This is a genomic window from Devosia sp. LjRoot3 (assembly GCF_964252865.1).
Classification (GTDB): domain Bacteria; phylum Pseudomonadota; class Alphaproteobacteria; order Rhizobiales; family Devosiaceae; genus Devosia.
Window position 1 is genome coordinate 612,335 of sequence record NZ_CAXUPK020000002.1, and the last position, 24,188, is coordinate 636,522.

Annotated in this window: 21 protein-coding genes; 11 read left to right on the forward strand and 10 right to left on the reverse strand. The window is 62.6% G+C overall.

Translation table 11 applies throughout. From position 1 onward, the window contains the following. Positions 1–13: 13 nt before the first annotated feature. From ACSQ2A_RS10010 to ACSQ2A_RS10040, 7 genes are all read left to right on the forward strand, one after another. The gene (locus ACSQ2A_RS10010; RefSeq protein ID WP_436072096.1) at positions 14–1,207 is read left to right on the forward strand and encodes an amidohydrolase family protein; all 1,194 of its coding nucleotides are present in this window, start codon (positions 14–16) and stop codon (positions 1,205–1,207) included. Further along, positions 1,204–2,694: an amidohydrolase family protein gene (locus ACSQ2A_RS10015; RefSeq protein ID WP_436072097.1), complete on the forward strand. Its 1,491-nt coding sequence runs from the start codon at positions 1,204–1,206 to the stop codon at positions 2,692–2,694. Before ACSQ2A_RS10010 ends, ACSQ2A_RS10015 begins: the two co-directional genes overlap by 4 nt. Then, entirely contained in the window at positions 2,687–3,673 is a 987-nt protein-coding gene (locus tag ACSQ2A_RS10020) for an ABC transporter ATP-binding protein (protein ID WP_436072098.1), read from the forward strand. The genes ACSQ2A_RS10015 and ACSQ2A_RS10020 overlap by 8 nt, the downstream gene beginning before the upstream one ends. Then, positions 3,670–4,632, forward strand: coding sequence for an ABC transporter ATP-binding protein (locus tag ACSQ2A_RS10025; RefSeq protein ID WP_436072099.1), 963 nt, complete (start codon positions 3,670–3,672; stop codon positions 4,630–4,632). Before ACSQ2A_RS10020 ends, ACSQ2A_RS10025 begins: the two co-directional genes overlap by 4 nt. Positions 4,633–4,716: 84 nt before the next feature. Then, positions 4,717–6,285, forward strand: coding sequence for an ABC transporter substrate-binding protein (locus ACSQ2A_RS10030; protein WP_436072100.1), 1,569 nt, complete (start codon positions 4,717–4,719; stop codon positions 6,283–6,285). A gap of 53 nt (positions 6,286–6,338) precedes the next feature. After that, entirely contained in the window at positions 6,339–7,817 is a 1,479-nt protein-coding gene (locus tag ACSQ2A_RS10035; protein ID WP_436072101.1) for an amidohydrolase family protein, read from the forward strand. Positions 7,818–7,841: 24 nt separating this feature from the next. Further along, on the forward strand, positions 7,842–9,314 hold the full coding sequence (locus tag ACSQ2A_RS10040) for an amidohydrolase family protein (RefSeq protein ID WP_436072102.1): 1,473 nt from the start codon (positions 7,842–7,844) through the stop codon (positions 9,312–9,314). A gap of 31 nt (positions 9,315–9,345) precedes the next feature. Here ACSQ2A_RS10040 and ACSQ2A_RS10045 read toward each other — a convergent pair whose 3' ends face one another. The 4 genes from ACSQ2A_RS10045 to ACSQ2A_RS10060 all read right to left on the reverse strand — a co-directional run bounded on the left by ACSQ2A_RS10045 (position 9,346) and on the right by ACSQ2A_RS10060 (position 13,914). Further along, complete coding sequence (locus ACSQ2A_RS10045; RefSeq protein WP_436072103.1) at positions 9,346–10,977, reverse strand: TPR end-of-group domain-containing protein; 1,632 nt, start codon at positions 10,975–10,977, stop codon at positions 9,346–9,348. An 81-nt stretch (positions 10,978–11,058) separates the two neighbouring features. Beyond that, positions 11,059–11,319 (reverse strand): hypothetical protein, encoded by a 261-nt coding sequence (locus ACSQ2A_RS10050; protein WP_436072104.1) that lies wholly within the window; start codon positions 11,317–11,319, stop codon positions 11,059–11,061. Between the two features lie 123 nt (positions 11,320–11,442). Next, on the reverse strand, positions 11,443–12,855 hold the full coding sequence (locus ACSQ2A_RS10055) for an aldehyde dehydrogenase family protein (RefSeq protein ID WP_436072281.1): 1,413 nt from the start codon (positions 12,853–12,855) through the stop codon (positions 11,443–11,445). Between the two features lie 75 nt (positions 12,856–12,930). Next, entirely contained in the window at positions 12,931–13,914 is a 984-nt protein-coding gene (locus tag ACSQ2A_RS10060) for a LuxR C-terminal-related transcriptional regulator (protein WP_436072105.1), read from the reverse strand. Positions 13,915–14,216: 302 nt separating this feature from the next. On the opposite strand from ACSQ2A_RS10060, the gene ACSQ2A_RS10065 reads away from it, so the two are divergent. Beyond that, positions 14,217–14,429: a cold-shock protein gene (locus ACSQ2A_RS10065; protein ID WP_295415270.1), complete on the forward strand. Its 213-nt coding sequence runs from the start codon at positions 14,217–14,219 to the stop codon at positions 14,427–14,429. An 84-nt stretch (positions 14,430–14,513) separates the two neighbouring features. Here the strand turns inward: ACSQ2A_RS10065 and ACSQ2A_RS10070 are convergent, their stop codons facing one another. Next, positions 14,514–14,936: a VOC family protein gene (locus ACSQ2A_RS10070; RefSeq protein ID WP_436072106.1), complete on the reverse strand. Its 423-nt coding sequence runs from the start codon at positions 14,934–14,936 to the stop codon at positions 14,514–14,516. 33 nt (positions 14,937–14,969) lie between these two features. Between ACSQ2A_RS10070 and ACSQ2A_RS10075 the strand changes: the two genes are divergently transcribed. Then, a complete protein-coding gene (locus tag ACSQ2A_RS10075; protein WP_436072107.1) occupies positions 14,970–15,806 on the forward strand; it encodes a helix-turn-helix domain-containing protein in 837 nt (278 codons plus the stop codon). 52 nt (positions 15,807–15,858) lie between these two features. Here the strand turns inward: ACSQ2A_RS10075 and ACSQ2A_RS10080 are convergent, their stop codons facing one another. From ACSQ2A_RS10080 to ACSQ2A_RS10095, 4 genes are read right to left on the reverse strand one after another with little or no spacing between them, the layout of a single operon-like run. After that, positions 15,859–16,620, reverse strand: a complete 762-nt coding sequence (locus tag ACSQ2A_RS10080) for an SDR family oxidoreductase (protein WP_436072108.1) — start codon at positions 16,618–16,620, stop codon at positions 15,859–15,861. Next, positions 16,617–17,543: a dihydrodipicolinate synthase family protein gene (locus ACSQ2A_RS10085; RefSeq protein WP_436072109.1), complete on the reverse strand. Its 927-nt coding sequence runs from the start codon at positions 17,541–17,543 to the stop codon at positions 16,617–16,619. The genes ACSQ2A_RS10080 and ACSQ2A_RS10085 overlap by 4 nt, the downstream gene beginning before the upstream one ends. 21 nt (positions 17,544–17,564) lie before the next feature. After that, a complete protein-coding gene (locus ACSQ2A_RS10090; protein ID WP_436072110.1) occupies positions 17,565–18,425 on the reverse strand; it encodes an amidohydrolase family protein in 861 nt (286 codons plus the stop codon). Beyond that, positions 18,418–20,112: an IlvD/Edd family dehydratase gene (locus ACSQ2A_RS10095; protein ID WP_436072111.1), complete on the reverse strand. Its 1,695-nt coding sequence runs from the start codon at positions 20,110–20,112 to the stop codon at positions 18,418–18,420. The genes ACSQ2A_RS10090 and ACSQ2A_RS10095 overlap by 8 nt, the downstream gene beginning before the upstream one ends. A 111-nt stretch (positions 20,113–20,223) precedes the next feature. On the opposite strand from ACSQ2A_RS10095, the gene ACSQ2A_RS10100 reads away from it, so the two are divergent. Together ACSQ2A_RS10100 and ACSQ2A_RS10105 are read left to right on the forward strand one after the other, a co-directional pair. Further along, positions 20,224–21,318 carry a Gfo/Idh/MocA family protein gene (locus ACSQ2A_RS10100; protein WP_436072112.1) on the forward strand — a complete coding sequence of 365 codons (1,095 nt, stop codon included), beginning with the start codon at positions 20,224–20,226 and terminating at the stop codon, positions 21,316–21,318. A 35-nt stretch (positions 21,319–21,353) separates the two neighbouring features. Next, on the forward strand, positions 21,354–22,004 hold the full coding sequence (locus tag ACSQ2A_RS10105; RefSeq protein ID WP_436072113.1) for a GntR family transcriptional regulator: 651 nt from the start codon (positions 21,354–21,356) through the stop codon (positions 22,002–22,004). Between the two features lie 352 nt (positions 22,005–22,356). On the opposite strand, the gene ACSQ2A_RS10110 is transcribed toward ACSQ2A_RS10105, so the two are convergent. Then, entirely contained in the window at positions 22,357–23,958 is a 1,602-nt protein-coding gene (locus ACSQ2A_RS10110) for a GH39 family glycosyl hydrolase (protein ID WP_436072114.1), read from the reverse strand. Positions 23,959–24,188 lie beyond the last annotated feature (230 nt).

The following is a 24,188-nucleotide window of genomic DNA, read 5'->3' on the forward strand; positions in this document are numbered from 1 at the left end:
TCGAGGGTAAGAAATGCACGACCTGCACCTCAAAAATGTCCGCCCCCTCGGCGAGGCCAACTGCGACATTCTCATCAAGAATGGCGTTATCGTCGAAATCGGCAAGGTTGCCGACCAGCCCGGAATGCCGGTGGAAGATGGCGGCAATGCCATCGTCTGGCCCGGTCTCATCGATGCCCATACCCATCTCGACAAGACCACTTGGGGCATGGGCTGGCACGAAAACAACCGAGAAGCCGTGCTGCGCAGCCGCATCGATTTCGAGCGCGAAAACCGCATTGCCCTCGGCATGGACCCGCATATCCAGTCCATGCGCCACGCCATCGGCCTTGCCGCCAACGGCGCCAGCCACATCCGCAGCCATGTCGATATCGACACCACCCATGGGCTGAGCCTGGTTGAAGGTGTCGAGCGCACCCGCGAAGCGCTGAAGGGCATCATCGACATCGAATTGGTCGCCTTCCCGCAATCGGGCGTGATGGGCCGTCCCGGTACTGTTGAGCTGCTTGATGCGGCCCTTGCCAATGGCTGCGAAGTCCTGGGCGGCATTGACCCCTGCGGCATCGATCGCGACCCCAAGGGCCAGCTCGACGTGCTGTTCGATCTTGCCGTCAAGCATGGCGTCGATGTCGACATTCATCTCCATGAAGCGGGCGATCTCGGCGCCTTCACCATGGAGCTGATTTTCGAGCGCGTCCGCGCCAATGGCATGCAGGGCCGCTTCGGCATCAGCCACGCTTTTGCGCTGGGCATGAGCGACACCGTTCGTGCCGGCAAGCTCATCGACGAAATCGCCGAACTCGATATCGCCATTCTGACGACCGGCGCGCCCTCGGCCACTGTTCCCTCGGTCAAGCGTCTGCGCGAGGCCGGGGTGCGCACCGGCGCCGGTTGCGATGGCATCCGCGACACCTGGGGCCCCTGGGGTCAGCCCGATATGATGGATCGCGCCCGCATCATCGGCATGAAGAATGCCGTGCGCTCCGACATCGACCTGCGGCACATGCTCGAACTCGTCTCCCAGGGCGGCGCCGATGTCATGCGGCTCGAAAATTACGGCGTGAAGGTCGGCGCCAAGGCCGATTTCACCCTGTTGGTCGGCGAAACCGTTGCCCATTCCGTCGTCGAAATCGCCCCGCGACCAATGGTGGTCAAGGGCGGCCGCGTCATTGCCCGCAACGGCACCTGCATCGTGGGCATGCCATGAGCGCGCTTGCTTCTCTCAAACTGGGTGCACGGCCAGAGGGGCGCACGCTCCTCACCGCCGCCTGGGTTCTCGCCCATGAAGAGGCCGGTCCAGTCCTCCTCAAAAACGGCGAAGTCGTCATCGAGGGCGACCGCGTCATCTTTACCGGCCACGGTTTTGCCGGCGAGATTGCCCGCCGCATTGATTTCGGCCGCGCGCTGATCTCGCCCGGTCTCATCGATCTCGACGCCCTCACTGATCTCGACACGACCATTCTCGGCATCGACCACTTCCCCGGCTGGAAAAAGGGTCGCGTCCTGCCGCTGACCTATGTCGAAAAAGGGCCGTACGAAATGTACACGCCCGAGGAACTGGCCTTCCAGAAGCGCTTTGCCTTCGGCCAATTGCTCCTCAACGGCATTACGACCGCGGCCCCAATTGCCTCGCTCTTCTATCGCGAATGGGCCGAGACCGTTGCCGAGTTCGATGCCGCGGCCGATGCTGCCGGCGAGCTTGGTCTCCGCGTCTATCTCAGCCCCGCCTATCGCGCTGGCGGCATGGTCCTTCATGCGCCGGGCGACATGCGTCCGCATTTCGATGAACAACGCGGCCTCGATGGTCTCGCGGATGCCGTCAGCTATATCGAGCGCCAGTCCGGCCGCTATGAGGGCCTCATTCAGGGGCTTCTCGCGCCCGACCGCGTCGAAACCTGTACCACGGCGCTGCTGCGCGCCACTTTCGAGCAGGCCGAAGCCCTCGATTGCAAGGTCCGCCTCCACATGGCCCAGGGCGCCATGGAGGTGGATGTCGTCAAGTCGCTGCACGGCACCACAGGTCCTGTGTGGCTTGCCCGCGAAGGCCTTCTCAGCGATCGCCTTATTGCTCCGCACGCCACCGTCGCCACCGACGAAGACCTGGCGCTCTATGCCGAGCACGGCGTTTCCATCGTCCATTGTCCGCTGGTTTCGGGCAGGAGCGGGGGCACCCTAAAATCCTTCTCGCGCGTTCGCGACATGGGCATCACCATTGCGATGGGCACCGATACGACGCCCCCCGACATGATCATGAACATGCTGGTCGGCCTCATTGCCTGCCGCATCAATGACGGCGCGCCCGAGCGCATTCTCTGCCGCGATCTCTTCGACGCCGCGACCCTTGGCGGCGCAAAGGCCCTCGGCCGCGCCGATATCGGTCGCCTAGCTCCCGGCAGCAAGGCCGACATCGCGGTTTTCCGCCTCGACGATGTGCACATGGCCCCCTCCATCGACCCGATCACGACGCTCGTGACCGGCGGCTCGGGCAAGGTGACGGATGCTGTGTTCGTTGATGGCCGCCTCTCCATGCGCCATGGCGAAGTCGCCGGCATCGACATGGCGGCAGCGCGCGAAAAGGCCCAGGCCCAGTTCGACCGGCTCATCGCCCAATATCCGGCTCGCTCCTATGGGCACCCGCCGGTTTCGGAAATTTTCCCGCCCAGCTATCCCGAACGGGAGCATCCGCATGGCTGACGACAAACGACCCTGCCTCGAGGTGAAAAACCTCGTCGTCGAGTTTCCCAACCGCCACGGCACATTGACGGCGCTCAACGATGTGTCCCTGACCATCGCGCCCGGCGAAATCCTCGGCGTCGTCGGCGAATCCGGCGCGGGCAAGTCCATGACGGGCCTCGCCATTCTCGGCCTCCTCGAACGGCCCGGCCGCGTCGCCTCGGGCGATATCCTCCTCGAAGGCCGCTCCATTGCCAGCCTCAGCGACAGCGAGATGGAAAAGGTCCGCGGCCGCGAAATCGGCGCGATTTTCCAGGACCCGCTGACCTCGCTCAATCCGCTCTTCACCGTGGGCAGCCAGCTCGGCGAGACCATCCGCCAGCACCTGCCCAATACCTCCAAGGCCCAGGCCCGCACCCGCGCTATCGAACTCCTCCGCGAAGTCGGCATTCCGGGCCCCGATGAGCGCGTCGATCACTATCCGCATCAGTTTTCTGGCGGCATGCGCCAGCGTGTCGTCATTGCCCTGGCGCTTGCCGCGCGCCCAAAGCTCATCATCGCCGACGAGCCGACCACGGCTCTAGACGTGTCGATCCAGGCCCAGATCACCGGCCTCTTGCGTCGCCTCTGCAAGGAAAACGGCACGGCGGTGATGCTGGTGACCCACGATATGGGCGTCATCGCCGAAACCGCTGACCGCGTTGCGGTCATGTATGCCGGGCGCCTGATCGAAATCGGCCCGGTGGAGCAGGTGCTGAAGCACCCGTCGCACCCCTATACGCGCGGCCTCATGGCCTCCATTCCGGCGCTTGGTGCCCGCGTCGAAAAGCTCAATCAGATCGACGGCGCCATGCCGCGACTCAATGCGATTCCGCCCGGTTGCGCCTTCAATCCGCGCTGCCGCGACGCCGGTCCGCGCTGCCGTCAGGACCTGCCGGTGCTCGCGCCGACGCCCGCCGGCATGGCCGCCTGCTGGCTTCACAATGGAGGCGTCGCATGACCCGCTCCGACACGTCGGCCCTCGAGGTCGTCAACCTCGACAAGACGTTTGACGTCTCGGCCTCCTTCCTCAATCGCCTTATCTACGGCCGCAAGCGGCAGATGCTTCACGCCGTCAACGACGTGACCTTTTCTGTCCCCCTGGGCGGTTGCGTCAGCCTCGTGGGCGAGTCCGGTTGCGGCAAATCCACCGTCGCCCGCCTCGTTACCGGTCTTTATGAGCCGAGCGCCGGCGAAATCCGCTTTGCTCCCGGAAAGTCCGGTGCGCCGCTCTCGGCGCAGATGATTTTCCAGGACCCCTATGCCTCGCTCAATCCGCGCTGGCGGGTGAAAAACATCATCGCAGAGCCACTGCGCGAATTGAAACTGCGCGGTTCCGAAACCGAGATCACCGGGCGCGTCGCCGAACTCCTCGGCATTGTTGGCCTCAACATCGCCGATGGCGAAAAATTCCCGCACGAATTTTCAGGCGGCCAGCGCCAGCGCATTTCTATCGCCCGCGCCTTGGCCTCCGAGCCCGAATTCCTCGTCTGCGACGAGCCGACCTCGGCGCTCGACGTGTCGGTTCAGGCCCAGATCCTCAACCTGATGCGGCGCCTGCAGGACGAGTTGGGCCTCACCTATCTCTTCATCAGCCACGACCTCAGCGTCGTGCGCCACATGTCCGACCGTATCGCCGTGATGTATCTCGGCCGCATCGTCGAAGAGGCGGAAACCGAGGTCCTGTTCGCCGATCCGAAGCACCCCTATACGCGCCTGCTGCTCGAAACCATTCCCGATGTGAACGAGCCGCATCGCGACCGCGAGATCGTGGCGGGCGAAGTGCCCAGTCCCCTCGCGCCGCCGCCTGGCTGCACCTTCCACACACGCTGCCCCCTGGCCCAGGCCCAATGCAAGGCCGAACGCCCGGAGCTGCGAGACAAACCCGATGGCAGCCGCGTCGCCTGCCATTTCGCCTGAGGAGGGAAAGCTCAGGACGGGACGCACCGTTTCGGGGGCCCAAGCCCCGGAACACCAAAACGCCGACATAACAGGAGAGAACGGATGTCTGTCGTAAAAACTATGCTGGCCGCCCTGGCGGTCTCGCTGTCGCTGGGGGCCATGGCGGCGCAGGCCGAAACGGTCAAGTGGGGCTCGCGAGCCGATATCTACTCGCTCGATCCCAACTCGATCCCCTCGACCTCGAACCTCGCCTTCCTCAACCACATCTATGAAGGCCTCGTACGCTACGACAAGACCTTCCAGATCGAGCCGGCCCTGGCCACCTCGTGGGAACTGATCGACGGCAAGTTCTGGCGCTTCAAGCTGCGCGAAGGCGTAAAATTCCACAACGGCGCTGAGCTCACTGCCGACGACGTGGTTGCGTCCGTCAAGCGCGCCGCCGATCCGGCCTCGCCGCTCAAGGGCAATATGCCCCTCTACAAGGATATCCGTAAGGTCGACGACTATACCGTCGAGATCGATGTCAGCACCACCTCGTCGCTGTTCCTCAACGACATCACCAATATCTTCATCTTCGACGCCGATTGGCTCAAAGACAACAATACCGAAAAGCCGTCCGACTTCGCCCAGGGCATCGAAGGCTATGCCACCAGCCACACCAATGGCACTGGCCCCTTCATGCTCGAAAGCCGCGCACCGGACAGCAAGACCGTGCTCATTGCCAACGAAGGCTGGTGGGACGAGAAGCACCACAATATCGACCGTCTCGAATTCATCCCGATCACTTCGGCTGCCACCCGCATTGCCGCGCTGCTTTCCGATGAAGTCGATCTGATCGACAGCGCCCCGATCCAGGATCTTGAACGTCTCAAGGCCGATCCGACCAAGACGGTGATGAGCCTCACCGAGTTGCGCACGGTTTTTGTCGCCTTCAACCGCAACGAAACGTTGCTCGATGGCCGTCCGAACCCGTTCAACGACATCCGTGTGCGCCAAGCCTTCGAAGCTGCCATCGACCGTGACCTGATCAACCAGCGCATCATGCGTGGCCTTGCTCGTCCGTCCGGTTCGATGATCGCCCCGGACATTGCCGGCTATTCGGCTGAACTCGACACCTATGAACCGGCCGATCCGGCCAAGGCGCAGGCCCTCCTCAAGGAAGCCGGCCAGGAAGGCGCTCAGTTCACGTATACCTGCATGAACGACGAGAGCATCAACGAAGAAGACTTTTGCCAGGGCATTGCCAACATGCTCACGCGCGCAGGCTTCGCGCCCACCATCGACATGGGTCCGCGCGCCGTGCAGTCGCCCAAGCGCACCAAGGGTGAAGTCGAAGTTTTCAACATCAGCTGGGCCAATGAGCCGACGCTGGACGCCTTCTCGCTGCTCTCCCAGGTGCTTGCCACCCGTGATGGCGCCTATGGCGTTTCCAACTATGGCGGCTGGTCGGTGCCCGCGCTCGACGATCTCGTCAAGCAGGCTGCCGCTGCGACCGATCCGACAGAACGCCTCTCGCTCGAAGAGCAGGCCCTGCGCATCGCCAAGGACGAACTGCTGATGATCCCGCTGCACCAGCAGCCGATCGCCTGGGCCACCGGCAGCCGCATCGACACCATCGACGTGCGCGCCGACAACAAGGCTCGCCACTGGTTCACGATGGTCGGCGAGTAAGCCAATCCCCCGGCGCCCTACGGGGCGCCGGTTCTCTCTTTTATCGACGGGGAATGACTATGGCCGGCCTCAACGATCTCGCGCTGGGCTCCCGACCGAACGGCAAAACCCTGCTCACGGCCGAATGGCTCGTCGCCCACGAGGGTGACACCCATGTGCTCATCCGCAATGGCGAACTGGTTTTTGAGGGCAACCGCATCCTCTATGCCGGCCGTCGCTTTGAGGGCGACGTCGCCCGCCGCATCGACCTCGGCGCGGCGCTGATCAGTCCGGGCCTGATCGATCTCGACGCCCTCTCGGACCTCGATACCTATACGCTCGTCACCGACAATCAGCCCGGCTGGCCGCGCGGCCGCATCTGGCCTGAAAGCTATGTCGCCCGTGGCCCCTACGAGATGTATTCGCCCGAGGAGTTGGCCTTCCAGAAGAAGTTCGCCTTCGCGACGCTTCTTCTCAACGGCATCACCACTGCGCTCCCTATCGCCTCCCTCTACTATCGCGAATGGGCCGAAACGACCGATGAGTTCGACGCGGCGGCCGATGCGGCGGCCGCCCTCGGCCTTCGCGTCTTCCTCGGACCTGCCTACCGCTGCGGCGGCGCTGTCGTTGACGATAGCGGCATCTTTCACATGCGCTTCGACGAGGGCAGGGGCCTAGCCGGCCTCGACGCTGCTCTCGATTTTGTTCGTCGTCACCACGGCTCCCATGGCGGTCTCATCAACGGCCTTCTGGCTCCCGATCGCGTCGAAGCCTGCACGCAAACCATGCTCGAACGCACCATGGCCGCCGCGCATGAACTCGATTGCCCAGTCCGCATCCACATGGCCCAAGGCAAGTTTGAGCTCGACATGATGGAGCGCCTCCACGGCACCACCGGCCCGCAATGGCTGGCCCGTCACGGCCTCCTCAACGATCACCTGATCGCCCCGCACGGCACCTATGCCACCGACCGCGATGTGGCGCTTTATGCCGAACACGGCGTCAGCCTCGCTCATTCCCCGCTGGTCTCGGCGCGTATGGGCAGCGTCCTCAAATCCTTTGCCAGTTTTCGCGCGGCCGGCGTCAATATCGGCATGGCGACCGATACGGCCCCGGCGGACATGTGGATGAACATGCTGGTCGGCCTCATCGCCTGCCGCATCGCCGAGAATTCCAACGCCGCCAGCTCAGCCGACTTTTTCAACGCCGCCACGCTCGGCGGCGCCAAGGCGCTGCGCCGCACCGATCTCGGCCGCCTCTCTGCCGGCGCCTGCGCTGATATCGCCATCTTCCGCCTCGACGATATCAACATGACGCCCAGCGTTGATCCCATCACCACGCTGCTCATGGGCGGCAATGGCAAGGTCACCGAAGCTGTCTTTGTCGATGGCCGCCTTTCTATGCGCCACGGACAGGTGCAAGATTTCGACCTCGTTGCCGCGCGCCAGCAGGCGCAGCGTCAGTTCGAGGGCCTTGTGGCAAAATATCCCGACCGAAGCTGGCGGCACCCGCCGGTCGAAGACCTCTTCCGCCCCAGCTTCCCGCTGCGCTGAAAATTATGGACTTGGAGCAAAACCATGGCAGGCACTGTTTTCATCAATGGCACCGTGGTCCCTGTGGACGCCGAACGTCGCATCATCGAAGACGGCGCCGTGCGTGTGGCCGGTGACCAAATTGTCGCCGTCGGCCCCAAATCCGAAATCACCGTCGAGCCCGACGATCGCGTGGTCGATTGCCGCGGAAAACTCATCATTCCCGGTCTCATCGATGCTCACGGCCACGCCGGGCACTGCCTTATCCGCAGCATCGGGGTCGATACCAATCCGCTCTGGATGAAGATCGTCACCCCTGTCTACTACCACGCGGTCACCCGCGAATTCTGGTATGCCGACGGCCTCGTCTCCGGCCTTGAACGCTTGACCTCTGGCGTCACCACCTCGGTCAGTATCATTTCCTCCATGCCGCGCAGCGACGATCCGCAATTCGCGATCAATCACGCCCGCGCCTTTAGCGAGATTGGCCTCCGGGAAATCATCTGCACCGGTCCCGCGGGCTTGCCCTGGCCGCGCGCCGTCACTCGTTGGGAAACCGGCGAACCCCAGCGACGCAGTGTCTCCTTCAACGAGATGATGGAAGGGACCGAAGCCACCATCGAAGCCATCAATGGCAGCGCGAACGGACGCATCCAGGTCTATGTGACCCCCTTCACCATCGTGCCCTCCCTCGATCCATCAAACATGTCGACGCCCGACCAGGCAGTGTCGCTCACCCAGGCTGACCGCGACCAGGCCCGCGCCGTCCGCGAACTGGCGCGCAAACACGGCGTCCGCATCCATTCCGACGCCTTTGCCGGCCATATCCGCCTCGCCTTCCAGGACAAGGAAAACGCCCTTCTCGGACCCGATATCCACCTCCAGCATTGCTGGGGTATTTCCCACGAGGAAATCGATATCCTTGCCGAAACCGGCACCCACGTGACCCACGCCCCGCCGGGTCGCTCCACGCCGGTCATCGAAATGCTGGCCCGCGGCGTCAATGTCGCCGTCACCTCGGATGGCACCGCGCCCAGCCGCTATTTTGACATGCTGCAGATCGCACGCTCTTTCCAGTCCACCCAGCACGTGCTGCGCAATCACGATCGCTACTATTTCCCGCCCGGAAAGGTGCTCGAAATGATCACCATCGACGCGGCCCGTGCCCTCGGTATGGAAAAGGAAATCGGCTCGCTCGAAGTGGGCAAGAAGGCCGACATCGTCGTCATCGACATGGACCAGCCGCACCTGACGCCCAACTGGCTTCCGGTCCACCGCCTCATTCATCAGGCCGTTGGTTCCGACGTCGAAATGGTGATGGTCGACGGTGAATTCGTTCTTTTGGATCGCAAGCCGGTCCATGTCGACATGTCCGCCGCCCTCGCCGAGGGCAATCGGCAGGCGCAGGCTCTGGTCAAACGCGCCGGCCTTGAGCAGCATCTGCGTGATCCCGGCTGGGGGCAATTCTATCGCAGTTTTGACACGCGCGTCGAATTGCCCGACCTGCCGATGAACTGAACACCCGAAGTGCGTCAGTTGGCCTGATGTCTTAAGGATTTCTTGACCGAAGGATTAGTTCAAAGCGCGGATGCGTTCGGAGGACCTCGAAGTCGGGATCGCTCCGGAGCATGTCTATGGTGTTTTGGGGGACGTGACGGGCGGCGCGCTCCAGGTGATCCAGTGCCCGATCCATGTCACCCAATAGCGAACAGACGCAGGCTGCATTGACCTGCGCGATGAAGTCTGTCGGATCGATCACCAGCGCGCGGTCGAGCCAGGCATACGCCTTGTCCTTCTGACCGAGATGGGCGAGGGCCACGGCGCCACGATGCAATGGAGCGGCGTTTTCGGGGTGTAACTCGCTGGCGCGGCCCGCTCGTTCTACGGCGATGATTGCCCAGTCCAGTTTCTGCGGGTCGTCTTTGGGCAGGTAGCTCGCTGCCATCATCGGCGAGACGTAGTCATCTGCTCGCAACCGGGCGGTCAGCGTGAAGCTTGCGAGGGCTTGTGCCCTGTCGGCCGTGAAGCGCGCCAGGGTCATGGCGAAAAAGAAGTTGGCCTCATAGGAATTGGGGTCGATGGACAGGGCTGTCCGATAGGCGTGGTCGGCTTCCACATATTGCTCGTTGCAGAACAGCGCAAAGCCTCTGGCTGCATGCGCCTCGGCCAGGCCGGGATCGAGATGGATCGCCTTGTCAGCCATGGCCAGGGTCGTCGTCAGCGAGATGTCCTCGCCATGCCAATCGCGCAGATAGCAGTCGCAGATCGCCATGCCAGCATAGGCGCGGGCATAGTTCGGATCGAGCTCTGCGGCCTTGCCGTACATGCGACGGGCCGGCAGCAAGTAAGACCGGGTCAGGACAACTGCGAGCTGGCGGCCCCTAAGCTCGTAGTTGTAGGCCTCGAGGTTGGTGGTTCGAGCCTGCTGGATCGCGCGTTTCTCTTCGGGCAATAGTTCGAGTTCGAGATGGGCGACGACGGCCTCGGTGATCTCATCCTGAATGGCAAAGATGTCCGCCACCTGCCGGTCGAACCGTTCCGCCCACAGCAATTCGCCCGTGCTGCCGACGAGGAGACGGATCGATACCCTTGTGCGTTCACCGGCGAGGCGGACGCTGCCTTCAAGGAGATGGGTTACGCCGAGCTCGTGGGCGATCTCGGCGCCTCGGCGCTCCGTCCCTTTGAAGGCGAAACTGTAGTTCTTCGATACGACCTTTAGCCTGCCGTTTCTGGCCAGCGCCGTGGTGATATCTTCGGCAATGCCGTTGGAGAACCACTCGTGTTCGGCGGCCGAGGTCTCAAAGGGCAGCACGGCAATCGAAGGTCTCTCTGCCGTCGGCCGCTTGTGGGGAGCTTGGTCTTGCTCGTCGCCATGCATCGAGAGGCGTTGCTCGTCGAGGACAAGACCTCGCCGTGGCACGGTCCGGATAAATCCCTCCGCCTCGGGGCCAAGGGCGGCTCTGATGTCCTTGAGGCACTGGCTCAGTGAATCGTCGGAGACAACGACGTCCGGCCACACCGCCTCGATCAGTTCGTCCCTGCCGATGACGCGGCCAGGATTGCGGACAAGATAGGTGAGCAATGCAAGCGATTTGGGGCGCAGCATCACCTCGCCGCGACTGTTGCGGAGCCTGCCTTGCCCTAAGTCGAGCGTATGACCAGCGAAGCCGAAAACCGACATGGATGGAATGTTCCGTCGCGTCGCCGCCAACTATGCCCGAACATCAGCGGTGGTTCCAGCGCACACCTCCCAACGTTGGCCCTAGAGGTCGTTCGGGCGGGTGCCATAATTGCTGCTCGAAGGGAGCGAGGTCTCCCTGCCATCGAGCCAGCGCTCGCGTTGCGAAAAGCGCCGGATGCCGATCTCTGCCAATTGCTCGTGATTCAGAAAATCGAGATCCGAGCGGACCGGACGGGGGCTGGCCACGTTGCACAGGGCGCGGACGGCACCGCCTATCCTTGCAAGGATTGCGGCCAGTTTCGCGCCGTGTTTTCGACTATGGGGGACAAAGGAAATGCTCACGGATCGCTCCTCTTCTGCCGGGGGCAGCGGAGGCGAGCATCCAGCCATTCGGATGCGAAATCTGGAAAACGGAGCGAAATTGGCGTGAAATTATCCCGAACATATCGAGGGCTGGCAGCTCGGTTACGTTGCGAGCCTCGGCGACGAAATCACTTTCAGCTGCGTGAATTCGAGCAACCCCTCCTTGCCCAGTTCGGTGCCGATGCCTGATTGCTTGGAGCCGCCGAATGGCACATCGGCGTCGATCCCCACATGCTGGTTGATGCCGACTGTTCCCGCATCCAGCCGTTCGGCGAGCGCACTGGCGCGTGCCAAGTCCGGCGACCAGATCGAGCCGCCCAGTCCGTATGGGGAGTTGTTGGCGCGGGCGAGGACGTCTTCGTCGTCGGTGAAGCGGATAACGGGCAGTACCGGCCCGAACTGTTCCTCGTCGACGAGCCGCGTTCCCTCCGCGATGTCGCGGACGATTGTCGGCCTCAGGAAATAACCCGGACGATCAGGTCGCGTGCCGCCGGCGATCACGGTTCCGGATTTTCTGGCGTCATCGAGGATGTCGAGAACTCGTTCGAATTGAGCCTTGTTCTGGAGCGGGCCATGCGTCGTCCCCTGCTCGAAGCCATCACCGACAACTGCTGCATCCGCCAGGGTGGCGAGTTCCGTGCACATGGCGTCGTAGATGGCGTCGTGCACATAGAGACGCTTGATGGCGATGCAGACCTGGCCGCTATTGCCGAAGGCAGAGGCGAACAGTTTTGGTGCCACTTCCTTAGGGTCGGCGTCGTCGAGCACGATGGCGGCGTCGTTGCCGCCCAGCTCCAGCGATAAACGTTTTAGCGTGGCCGAAGCATTGGCCATCACCTTGCGGCCAGTCGCCACCGATCCGGTGAAGGAAACCTTTCGGATATCCGGGTGTTGCATCAGGGCGTCGCCGAGATCGTTGTCGTCGGCGATGACGTTGAGGACCCCGGCTGGCAATAGATCGGCCAGCAATTCCCCGAGTAGCAGCATGGTCAGCGGCGTTGTTGGGGCGGGCTTGGCGATCACCGTATTGCCGGCCAGCAGGGCGAAAGGCAGTTTGAAGGCCAGCAGGGCCATCGGGAAGTTCCAGGGCAGGATCAGGCCCACGACCCCCAGCGGCTTGCGGTGCAGCTCGACATGGTTTCCGGCACCATTGCTCATCACCTCGCCGGCTATTTCGTACGCGGCATGCGAGCGGAAGGCGTGCGCCAGAAACCAGAGTTCGCCCTTGGCGCTGTCGATCGGCTTGCCCTGTTCCTGGGTCAGCAATCGCGCCAGTTCGTCGGCATGCGCGTCGACGCGATCGGCGATGGCCCGAAGAATATCCCTGCGGTGATCGATGGGTGTTGCGGCCCAGGAGAGAAATGCGGCCTTTGCTGCGGCCACCGCGCGGTTGAGTTGTGCTTCGGAGGCCCTCGGGCACTCGGCAAGTACCTCTTCGGTCGCTGGATTGAGCACGGGGGAGGAGGCGTCGCCAGCAACCAGTTGGCCATCGATGAGAAGCCTGAAGGTCATGATCAGTGTCCTCGCAAATCTGGCAGAGCTTGATGGATGCAGGCGGAATCCACTGTCACCCGATCGAGTGACACTTCCTTAGCGCGGTGCGGCGACCGAGAGCAGCACCCGCACCAGGGCCGGTTGCGTATGGACGCCGACCTTGTCGAACATGCGCCTGAGATGCGTGCGAACCGTATTGATGCTCACGCCACTGGCGTCGGCAATCTCCACCAGCGACTGTCCCTGGACGATCCTGTTAGCAAGCCGCAGCTGCGAGGGGGACAGGCCAAAGGCCGACGCAGCCATCGCCAGCCGCTCTTCGACCAGGTGCGAATTGCCGAACGAGAACAGGATCATGCCTGACTCTGCCACGACCCACCAAAGCCTCGTCGGCAGTCCTTCGCCGGCATCCATGATGACAGGCATCGCTCCCCGTCGAGCCATCAGGAAGCGATCACGTTGCGCCGCCCACTGGATGGCAGACTGCAGTCGCAGGTCGGCGGCGCGATTGCGTATGCGGAGCTGACCGTTGCGGATGACCAGGTCATCGTCATTCGCGAGGGCCTCTTCGGCGTCCGCACTTTTCCAGATGACACGTCCATCAAGCCCGAGCCTCAATACGGGCCCGCCCAATTGATCCAGGCCCGGGACCATGACGCTGACCAGCGCGATCCTCCATTCTCCGTCGTGTTTCTCGAGGATCCTGAGTTCATAGGCGAGGCTGGTGGTGCCTGGCAGATCGCTTATGGGCCCGTCGCTGCCGGGGTAGTGGAGCTGGAACGTCGCCCAGGCCATGTCCCCGCTCACACGGACCGTCATATTGTCCCAATTGGTCTCGAAGGCGTAGCTCGGGCTGGGGGCGAGAAAGGCGGCCATGGCCTGGCGGGAGCGTTCGCCGATCTCCTCCCATCCGTGCCGGATGGCGAGGCCTCCGTGGCGCCAGTAGCTCCACCACCAGGTGTGGGGCGCGTGCAGGTGACAGCGCTCGTAAGCTTCGATGTCCTTCATCCAGAAGGCGACATGCTCGGCCTTTACGACGGCCAGGATGTCATCCACTTCGCTCGGTGCCGCGACGTTCATGTCTGCCCCCGATAACGCAATTTGCTGAGAATATAGCAGTCGGCCCTGCGCTAACAGGGCGCCCCCGCCGATCGAAAGGCGCGTTACGAGGCGGCTACGGGGCGCAAACCAGATCGAACTATCGACCGCCTTTGCTCTCGCAAGTTTGGTCTGCATGCCGTTGTCTAGCGAGATGCAAGGGCGCGGGAAGCACGCGCAAGACAGTGCCAACTGGTAAAATAGTCCTCGATGGCGCATCGGGAGGCTTGTGGCATTCGAGAACTTCGATAATTTGCCCGCCTCCAAACTGGAAAGGCAAGCTCATGGCTATCAAAGGCACGGTCAAGTTCTTCAACACGACCAAAGGGTTCGGTTTCATTTCGCCCGAGGGCGGCGGGAAGGACGCGTTCGTGCACATTTCTGCTGTCCAGCGTTCTGGACTGGATGGCCTCTACGAGAACGACAAGGTTGAATACGAGCTCGAGACCGGCCGTGACGGCAAGGAATCGGCGACCAACCTCAAGCTGATCGACTAGAGTCCGAAGGGCGCCGCAATTTTGCGGCGCCCAACTCCCCCGGCGCAATCATCGCCGCGCCGTTGCTGCTGTTGGCAGCGCCTGTCAGTGTCCGTGCAACTCGACATAGTGGGGGTTGTACATGATCCCCAGAACATTGCCGAATGGATCAACCACCGAGGCCGTTACGAAACCCGTTTCGCCGCGCTTGGTGATCGGATCATATTCGGTAGCACCCAGTGCCTTGAGGCGGGCGAAGGCCGCTTCGATGTCGTCGACGTGCCAGAGCAGAATGGCGCCACCCGGTCCCTGCTGCATGCCTTCGGGCGCGTATTTGCGGTCGATGATACCGAATTCGTCGGCATCGTCGCCGATGCGAAACTCGATATAGGCAGGGTTGTCACGGCTCGGCATCTGGAAATAGGCCTCGACGCCGAAAAGCTCCGAATACCAGTCGCGGGCGGCGGCGACGTTATCTGCGAAGTAGTTGACGGTGGCCATGCCGCGGAGGAAGTGCTTGGTGCTCATTTGTCTGCTCGATATTGCGTTGTTGATGGAGCCATGATGGCGCGGGATGAGATTGGTGTATTTCAAAAACCCGCAGAGACTTACGATCCGCGCGGAAGGCTCGATCCTGCCGGGTTCGAGCGGCATGTTCGTTTCAGCACGACGGCACCGGTTGAACCGCTAAAGCCCTTTGTCGAACATTTTTGGGTCATCCGTTGGGACGTGGCAGAGGGCACTTATCACTCGGCCGAAGTGATGCATCGGCCCTATGTCGATGTGTTCCTGGCCCTCGATCAGTCCGGCATTCAGGGGACGTTCCGCGGCAAGCGGGTCTATCCTGCGTCCGGCAGCGGCCGCATCATTGGCGCACGCTTCCGCCCCGGCGCCTTCCACGCCTTCTGGATCGGGGAGCTATCAAACCTTCAGGATCAGATCCTTCCGCTCGACCGCGTGTTTTTGGGGTTGGATCAGGCGCGCATAGAGCGCTTACTGGCCGGTAGCGATAACGACGCGCTGTCGGCCCTGTCGGATCTGCTTCTGTCGCTCGATCCGCAGCCGGACGAGAATATCGTGCTCGTCAATGCCATCATCAATGCCATCGAAGCCGACGAGGCGCTGACGACCGTGTCCGCAGTCGCGGTGGCCTTCGGCCGTAGCGAGCGCTGGTTGCAGCAGTTATTTCGGGACTATCTCGGCATCGGCCTCAAATGGTTCCTGCAGCGGCGGCGCTTGCTGGCTGCCGCCGAGTTGATCCGTGCCAGCGATGCCCCCGACTGGATCGGCATCGCCTATGATCTGGGATATTCGAGCCAGCAGCACTTTATTACTGACTTTCGTCAGGTGCTGGGGGAAACGCCGCTGCAGTATCGCGCCGGCCTGACGCGGGGTTGAAGCGACCGTCGGACGCCGGCTGCTTCCAAAGTTGTTCTCGGCCGTTGCCGGTCTAGATCGAGCGGATCATGCCGCCGTCTACGCGGATCAAGCTGCCGGTGACGTAGGAGGCGCGCTCGCTGGCGATGAAGGCGACGACATCGGCCAGTTCTTCCACGCGGCCATAGCGGGCGGCGGGAATTGTCGAGATGGACTGGGCCTTTATCTCCTCGATATTCTTGCCCAGGCGTTTGGCCGCGGCGGCGTCGAGTTCGTCAACGCGGCTCGTGTGGATACGGCCCTGGACGATGATGTTGGCCGTGACATTGTCCGCGGCCACTTCGCTGGCGAGGGTCTTGCTCCAGCCGACAAGGGCCTGGCGGATGGAGTTGGAGAGGGCGAGGCGGGGGAGCGGCGACTCTACACCGGAAGACGTCAAAGTGATGATGCGGCCCCATTTTCTCTCGCGCATGCCCGGCAGCAGAGCCTGGGTGATTGATATCAGCGGGGCGGCCATGGTGTTGAAGGCCTTGGTGTAGTCATCGGCGGGAAGAGCAGATGCCTCGCCGGGGGCCGGGCCGCCGGAATTGTTGATGAGGATATCTGCCCCGCCCTGGGCAAGGACGCCTTCGATGAAGGTCTGGATGGAGGCTGGATCGGTGAGGTCCAGCGACCGGCCGCTTATGTTATTGCCAAGTTTTTCAATGGCTTCAACGGTTCGGGCGCCGCCGATGACGGTGGCGCCTTCAGCGGCTAGGGTTTGGGCAATGGCGGCGCCGAGCCCTTTGCTGGCGCCGAGGACGACGGCGCGTTTGCCTTCGAGACCGAGTTTCATGCGCCGATCTCCGCAAGACGTTTTGCCTGGCGAGCGAGGAGGCGCTCGACGTCGGCGATGTCCTTGGGAGAAAGGGCTGCGCCGGGCTTGCGGAGGGCGGCTGAAGATATGACGCCGCGCTTGGCGAGAACGTACTTTCTTGCTGAGAGACCAATGCCTTGCTGCTGTTCGTAGCGGGCGAGGGGGAGGTAGGCGTCAAAAATGTCGTGGGCGCGTTCGACGTCGCCCTTGGCGTAGTTGGAGACGACGTCGACCATCATTTCGGGGTAGCAGAAACCGGTCATGGCGCCATCGGCGCCGCGGCCCATTTCTTCGGGGAGGAAGAGACCCCCATTGCCGCAAAGGATTGAAATTCTTCGCGTTTCGCCCTTGTCGCTGGAGGCGCGGAGGGCGGTGATTTTGGCAAGGCCCGGCCAATCCTCGTGCTTGAGCATGACGCAGGTCGGGACGTCCTTGACGATGCGATCGATGACCTTGGGGGCGATGGTGACGTTGGTTGTAAGAGGGTAGTCCTGGAGGACCCAGGGGGTTTTGCCGAGGGCGTCGCCGACGGAGGTGTAGAAAGCATAGGCCTGGTCGTCGGTTTTGGTGGTCCAGGGCGGGGCGACCATGACGCCGGCGGCGCCAAATTCCATAACGGAATCAGCGAGTTCGCGCATGGGGGCGAGGCCGGGGGCGGTGACGCCGACGATGACGGGGACCTTGGCGCGGCCGATGACGCGTTTGGCGATGGCTTTGGATTCTTCGGAGGTCATTTTCGGTGCTTCGCCGAGGAGACCGAGAATGGTCATTCCGGTGACGCCCTTTTCCTCGTAGAAGTCGACCATGCGGTCGACGCTGGTCCAGTCAATATCGCCATTATCCAAAAAAGGTGTAACGGCAATGACATAGACGCCTTTGGCGGCTTCGGTCAGCAAGGGCATCGGGCGTCTCCGGTACGGGAATTAGTGCTGGAAATAGAGGTTCTGGGCATTGTCGGCGAAAATCGCAGCATGGCTCTCGGCGGGCAAAGCGTCGAGGCTGAGGGCGATCAGGTCGTCGTCTTCGGGCACGGTTTCGAAGAGCTCGGTATGCGGCCAATCGGTGCCCCATAGGAGGCGGGTTGGGTAGCAGACTGTTAGCTTCGAGAGTGCCGCGCGGTAGAATTGGTGACTCTTGGTGTCACGGAGGCGATAGGGCGCCGAAATCTTGGCATAGACCCGGCCGGTTTCGAGGGCGCGGGCGAGATCGTCGAGCGCCGTTCCGGGGGTATCGAGCGGGATGAAGGCGAGGTGATCGATGACGCCGGTGATGTCATGGCGCTCGGTCAGTTCGGCGACTGTGGCTATGGCTTCGGGGCCGACCTGGAACTGGGCGTGCCAGCCGAGGGCGCGAATGCGGGGGGCAAGATCGACAAAAGCGTCGAAGCCGATGCCGGATTTGTTGCGGAGGTTGAAGCGGACGCCGCGGACGCCAAGTGCGTCGAGGCGGCGGAGTTCGGCGTCGCTGGTTTCGGACGGAATGACGACAATGCCGCGGAGGCGCTGGCCATGGCCGGCGAGGGCGGTTAGCAGGACGCGGTTGTCGAGACCATAGACGCTAGGCTGCACGAGGACGCCGCGGGCGATGCCAAAAGTATCGGCGAGGGTGAGCCAGTTTTCTATGGTCAGCATTTGGGGCGTGTAGCTGCGCGGCGAGGCCAGCGGCGCTTCGCGGGCGAAGACGTGGAAATGCGCGTCGCAGGTATTTTGCGGCAGGCGGAGATTTGCCGGATTGCGCAGTGGGCGCGGTGGTAGGCAGAGCGGGGCGTCGAGCACTTCAGCCATTTTCTTTGGCGGCCATCAAGAAATCGAAATCGAGACCGTCATCGGCTTGGGTGACGTGGCGATCATAAAGCTGGGCATAGCCGCGTGGGGGCGATGGCGGCGGCGGCGGCAGGGTGGCCATGCGGGCGTCGAGTTCGGCGGCGCTGATGAGCAATTCCAGGCGGCGGCCGGGGACGTCGAGGCGGATGCGGTCGCCAGTGCGAACGGCGGCGAGAGGGCCGCCATCGGCGGATTCGGGGGTGATGTGGAGGACGACAGTGCCGAAGGCGGTGCCGCTCATGCGGGCGTCGGACAGGCGCACCATGTCTTTCACGCCCTGGCGGGCGAGGTGACGCGGAATGGGGATGTAGCCGGCTTCGGGCATGCCGGGCGCACCCTTGGGGCCGGCATTGCGGAGGACGAGGACGTCGTCGGCCGTAATGGTGGGGTCTTCGAGGCGCTCGGTCATGTCCTGGACAGAGTCAAAGACGACGGCGCGGCCTTCGTGGACCTGCAGTTTCGGATCGGCTGCCGAATGCTTTATCACCGCGCCGCGGGGGGCGAGGTTGCCGGAGAGAACCGCGATGGCGCCGGAGGCGGAAATGGGATTCTTTCGCGGGCGAATGATTTGCTCTTCATAGCGCGAGGGCAGGTTGCTGACTGCGTCGCCTAAAATGCCGCCGAAGGCGCGGGGGGCGGTGAGGTCGAGGAGGTCGGTCAGTTCCGAGAGCAGGCGCGGGACGCCGCCGGCGGCGTGGAACTCGCCCATATAGCCGCTGCCTGAAGGTTTGAGGTCGACAAGGACCGGTACCTGCTTACCGATGGCGTCGAATTCAGCCATGTCGAGCTTTTTGCCCAGGCGCCCGTAGATGGCGGCGAGGTGCACGACGGCATTGGTGGAGCCGCCGAGTGCCTGCAGGGTGACGAGGCCATTGCGCAGGGCCTGCGGTGTGAGCACCTCGGCGGTGGTCAGGCCGGTTTCGGTCATGGCGACGGCGGTGCGGCCGGTTTCTTCGGCGAGGCGGAAACGCTCGGACGAGGTGGCCGGGGCGGAGCCGGACATGGGGAGGGCGAGACCCATGGCTTCGACGAGGGCTGCCATGGTGGAGGCCGTGCCCATGACGGTGCAGGTGCCGACGGAACTGGCGAGGCGGCCATTGATCTCGTTGATCTCGGCCTCATCGATGGTGTCGGCGCGGAACTGGGCCCAGAGGCGGCGGCAATCGGTGCAGGCGCCGAGGCGCTCGCCGCGGTGATTGCCTGTGTCCATGGGGCCGGTGGGCAGGATGATGGCGGGCACTTCGCTCGAAGCGGCGGCCATGACCTGGGCCGGAATGGTCTTGTCGCAGCCGCCGATGAGAATGACGGAATCCATGGGCTGGGCGCGCACCATTTCCTCGGTTTCCATGGCCATGAGGTTGCGCAGGAACATCGAAGTGGGCGCGGCAAAACTCTCGTGGATCGACATGGTCGGGAAAACCATGGGCATGCCACCGGCCAGCATGACGCCGCGCTTGGCGGCTTCGATCAGCTGCGGGACGTTGCCGTGGCAGGGATTGTAGTCGGAATAGGTATTGGCAATGCCGACGATGGGGCGATCGAGCGCGTCGTCGGAATAGCCCATGGCCTTGATGAAAGCCTTGCGGAGAAACAGGGAAAAATCCTGGTCGCCATAGCTCGTCAAACGTCTGCGAAGCCCGCGCGTCACCATAATCCTCCCGGCCGCGTAACCGCGCGGCATCGTGTGGCCATTCCTACAGCCATTTGGATTATTGTCAATAATGTGCGGTGACGAATTGCGAGAAGTGGGTGTACGAGCATGCGAAATGCGCATAAAGTCAGGGAAATCGTCATAATTGCCGATAATCCGATACGGACCGTGTCTGGTGATATTATTGATAAGAGGGTTGTGGTGCGCATTGGTTTGGTAGGGGCTGGGTGGGTAACGCAATATCACCTGCCGGCCTGGGCGAAGGTGGATAGTGCCGAGGTGGTGGCGATATGCGATCCTGACCCTGTGGCGCTGACGGCGCGGGCGGATGGTTTTGGGATTGCCGGGCGTTACGCCAGTTTCGAGGCCATGCTGGCGGGTGAAAAACTCGATGCACTCGATATTGCGACGCCGCGGCGGTTTCATGCAGAGAATGTGAGGATGGGGGCGGCGGCGGGATTGCCGATGCTGTGTCAGAAGCCGTTGGGCGTTGATCTCGCCGAGGCGGAAGCGCTGGTGGCGGAGGTGGGGAACCGCGTGCCGCTGATGGTGCATGAGAACTGGCGGTTTCGACCCTATTATCGGGAATTGTGCGCGTGGCTTGAGGCTGGGGCGGTTGGCGACATTGTTTCCGTTCGGCTCGATTTTCATTCGAGCGGCATGATCGCCGGGGCGGATGGGCAGAGGCCGGCGCTGGTGCGGCAGCCGTTTTTCCGCGGCGAGCAGCGGCTGCTAGTGATGGAGGTGCTGATCCATCACCTCGATACGATGCGATCGCTGTTCGGGGAATTTGATCTACATTCGGCGCGGCTGGGGCGTAGCAATGACGAGATCCTTGGCGAGGACAGCGCCATATTGGGCTTGCGCCGGCGCGGCGATGGCGTGCCGCTGAACGTGTCGGGCAATCTGGCGGTGCATGGGGCGCCGCCTGCTCCGAGTGACCAGCTCTGGATTTTTGGGTCCGAGGGGACGGTGCATCTTGATGGATCAGTGTTGCGACTGTTCGGGCCGCGGCCGCGGGAAGTGACCTTCGATCCCGGCGCAAGCTATCAGGCTGCTTATAACGGGGCGATTGCGCATTTCGTTTCGGCGCTGACGCGCGAGCAGGGGTTTGAGACGAGCGCGGTGGATAATCTGGAAACACTGCGGCTGGCGGAAGCGGCCTATAGCGTGAGCGGATTTAAACCGGCTGCGACTATCTGATAGAAGACGAGACGGACTGCCTCTGGGGCTTTTTCATGACTGATGACATCGACACCGACCTTGATCACGAGGGCATTGCGCGGGCGCTCGAAGAGGACATCATTTTCGGTCGATTGGCGCCGGGGGCGCGGCTGACCGAGGATTCCTTGCTGTCGCGCTTTCCAGTGACGCGGCATTTTGTGCGGCAGGCGCTGGTGCAGCTCGAGCAGATGGGCATTGTCGTGCGCGAGCGGAACAAGGGCGCGATGGTGCGCACGCTGACGCCGGACGAGGTGCGGCAGATTTATGCCGTGCGCGAGCTGGTGCAACGGCAGGCGGCGCTGCTGATTCCGTTGCCGGCGTCGCAGGCTCTTATTGATGAATTGCTCGAAATCCATGAGGAGCATGGCGAGCATATCGAAAGCGGCTATCTGCGCGGTGTGCACGAGACCAATGACCGGTTTCACCTGACGCTGTTTGGGGCGTGCGGGAACAAGTACCTGGTGCAGACCATCGAGCTTTATATGCGTTACAGCCTGCCGGTGCGGGCCAACTCGATGGCGGACCGGGCGGCGCTGGATATTTCGCATAGCCAGCACCGGTTGATGATCGAGATGCTGAGTGGGCGGGATAATTGGCTGTTGGCTCAGTTGTGTGTGGATCATCTGCAGCCGTCGAAGAGAAGGTATATTGGGCTGGTGGAGTGAGGCCTGTCCCGCGGAAGCGGGGTCCCATCAATAACCAGCCGTCATCCTCGGGCTTGATCCGAGGAGGTTTCACTTTGCGATGCTGATGGAAGTATAGAGCCCTCGGGTCGAGCCCGAGGGTGACGAACGCGGTGCGTGGGGCTCCCCTCTCCACCACGCTATGCTGCCTTTCGAGCATAGCTCTCAAGGCCTTCTCGTCTCAAATCATGTCACCGGCATGATTTGCCCTTCGGGGCGTTTCGAAGCCCCTCTCCCGCAGGCGGGAGAGGATTCTCTCACGAGCATCGAGGCTGAACAAAAAAGCACCCCGCCCCTTGGGAGGATTGGCGGGGTGCTGGCGCATCGGATCAGATCAGTAATCGATGCGGAGGAGGGAGACGCCCTGGCGGGGGAGGTTGGTTGTCAGGGTGACGGCGCCGGAAGAGGCGTCGGCTTTGCCGGTTTCGAGGACGGCGAGTTGGCCGGAAGCTTCCAGCTTCCTGTAGTCGTCGCCAGTGACAGACTGGGGCGAACCCATCGCCTTCCAGACGCCGAAGGAGTTGGAGTGATCCTTGTCCATTCGGTAGTGGGTCAGCTTGTGGTTGCCGGGCTTTAGATTGTTCAGGGCCAGGGTGACGTTGGCGGCGCCGTCTTCGACGTCGTCGTCGTGGTAGTTCCAGACGAGGATGGAGACGCCGGTGTCGTCGCGGGTGGCGACGGCGTTGACGTCGGGCTGGTCGCGGACGCCGTGTTCCATGATGTTCTCGATGGAAATGGCGTGGTCGGACTTGGCGGTGACCCATTCGCCCTTCAATTTGCCGAGCATGCGGAAGCCATTGAGCACTGCCTTGTCGACGCCGTTGGTCGCGAGATCGCGGAATCCGTCGTACCAGGGCTGGTCTTCGAAGAGGAAGGCCCAGGTGACGGCGCCTTCGATCTCGACGCCGGCGCGCTGGCTGAGTTCGTAGGTGCGGATCATGCTTTCAACGACATAGGCGCCGTATAGGGGCCCGTTGCGGTAGCCGTTTTGCGGGTGGACGCGGGCGGAGCAGGCGGCGCAGCCTTCGGGGTCGGATTCGCCGATGACTGTCGGCAGATGCCGCAGGGTGGGGAATTCGTTGACGATGGCGAGGTTGGCCTCGATGTCGCGGAGCTGTTTGTGGAGGCCCATGCGGACATGGTCCTTCCAGATCACCGGATTGCCCTTGGCGTGGAAGGCGATGAAGTCGATCGGCGAATTGTGGTCGACGACATATTGCAGGAACTCACGCAGGAATTTCTGGGCCTTGGGATTGTTGAAGGCGCCGCAGGTGTGCGGGCCGCCGACGCGAGCGCCGGGCAGGGCGGCTTTGATGGCCTTGGCGGTGACGTCGTACATTTCGCAGAATTCGGGGATGGTGCCCTTCCAGTAGAGGCCATCGGGCTCGTTCCAGACTTCCCAGGGCCAGGTGAGCACCTGCGCTTCGCCATAGCGATCGGCCAGGTGCCGGGCCCAGGCGTGGACGAGATCGCCCCACTTCTTGAGATTATTGGGCGGCATGGCCCAGCCGGTCATGATGGTGGCGTATTTGTCTTCGGGCGCCCAGTGGTGGCGGTATTCGCCGGGATCGTCGGACAGCGCTTCGGGCATGAAGCCGACCTGGATCAGCGGGATATTGCCCGCTTCGACATAGGCGTCGAAGATCTGGTCCATGATGGTCCAGTCGTAGACCGGGTTGCCATTGGCGTCTTCCGTATAGGCATTGGTCGAGCCCCATTTCAGGGCATAGGCGCCGTCGCCTGAGGTGAGAAGATTGTGCGTGCGCACGCGCGGGGCTTCGGGGCTCAGCTCGGTCAGCGCGTTGAGCAGCTTCTTGCCATTGGCGGTGTAGGTGTAGTTCGGCTCGTCATAGCCGAACCAGTTCCACAATGGCCGGTATGCACCGCGGCTCGCGCCCGCGTCCACGTCGATGCGGACGTCATAAGTCGCTGTCATCGTCTTCTCTCCACCCTGATTACCTTGGGAAATGAACCGCGGTCCTCTGCCGCTGTTGTCGATATCACCCTATCAATCGGAGCCTTGTTGTCAATAATATCGATGAAATTAGCGACGCAAATTGCGCAAAACCGCAGAAATGTGCGGATGGTGATGTTATTTTGTCGATAATCCTGTTGCTCTCGGTTTGAAAATTGTCGATAAAGATGCCGGACGGTGCTGCGGGAGGA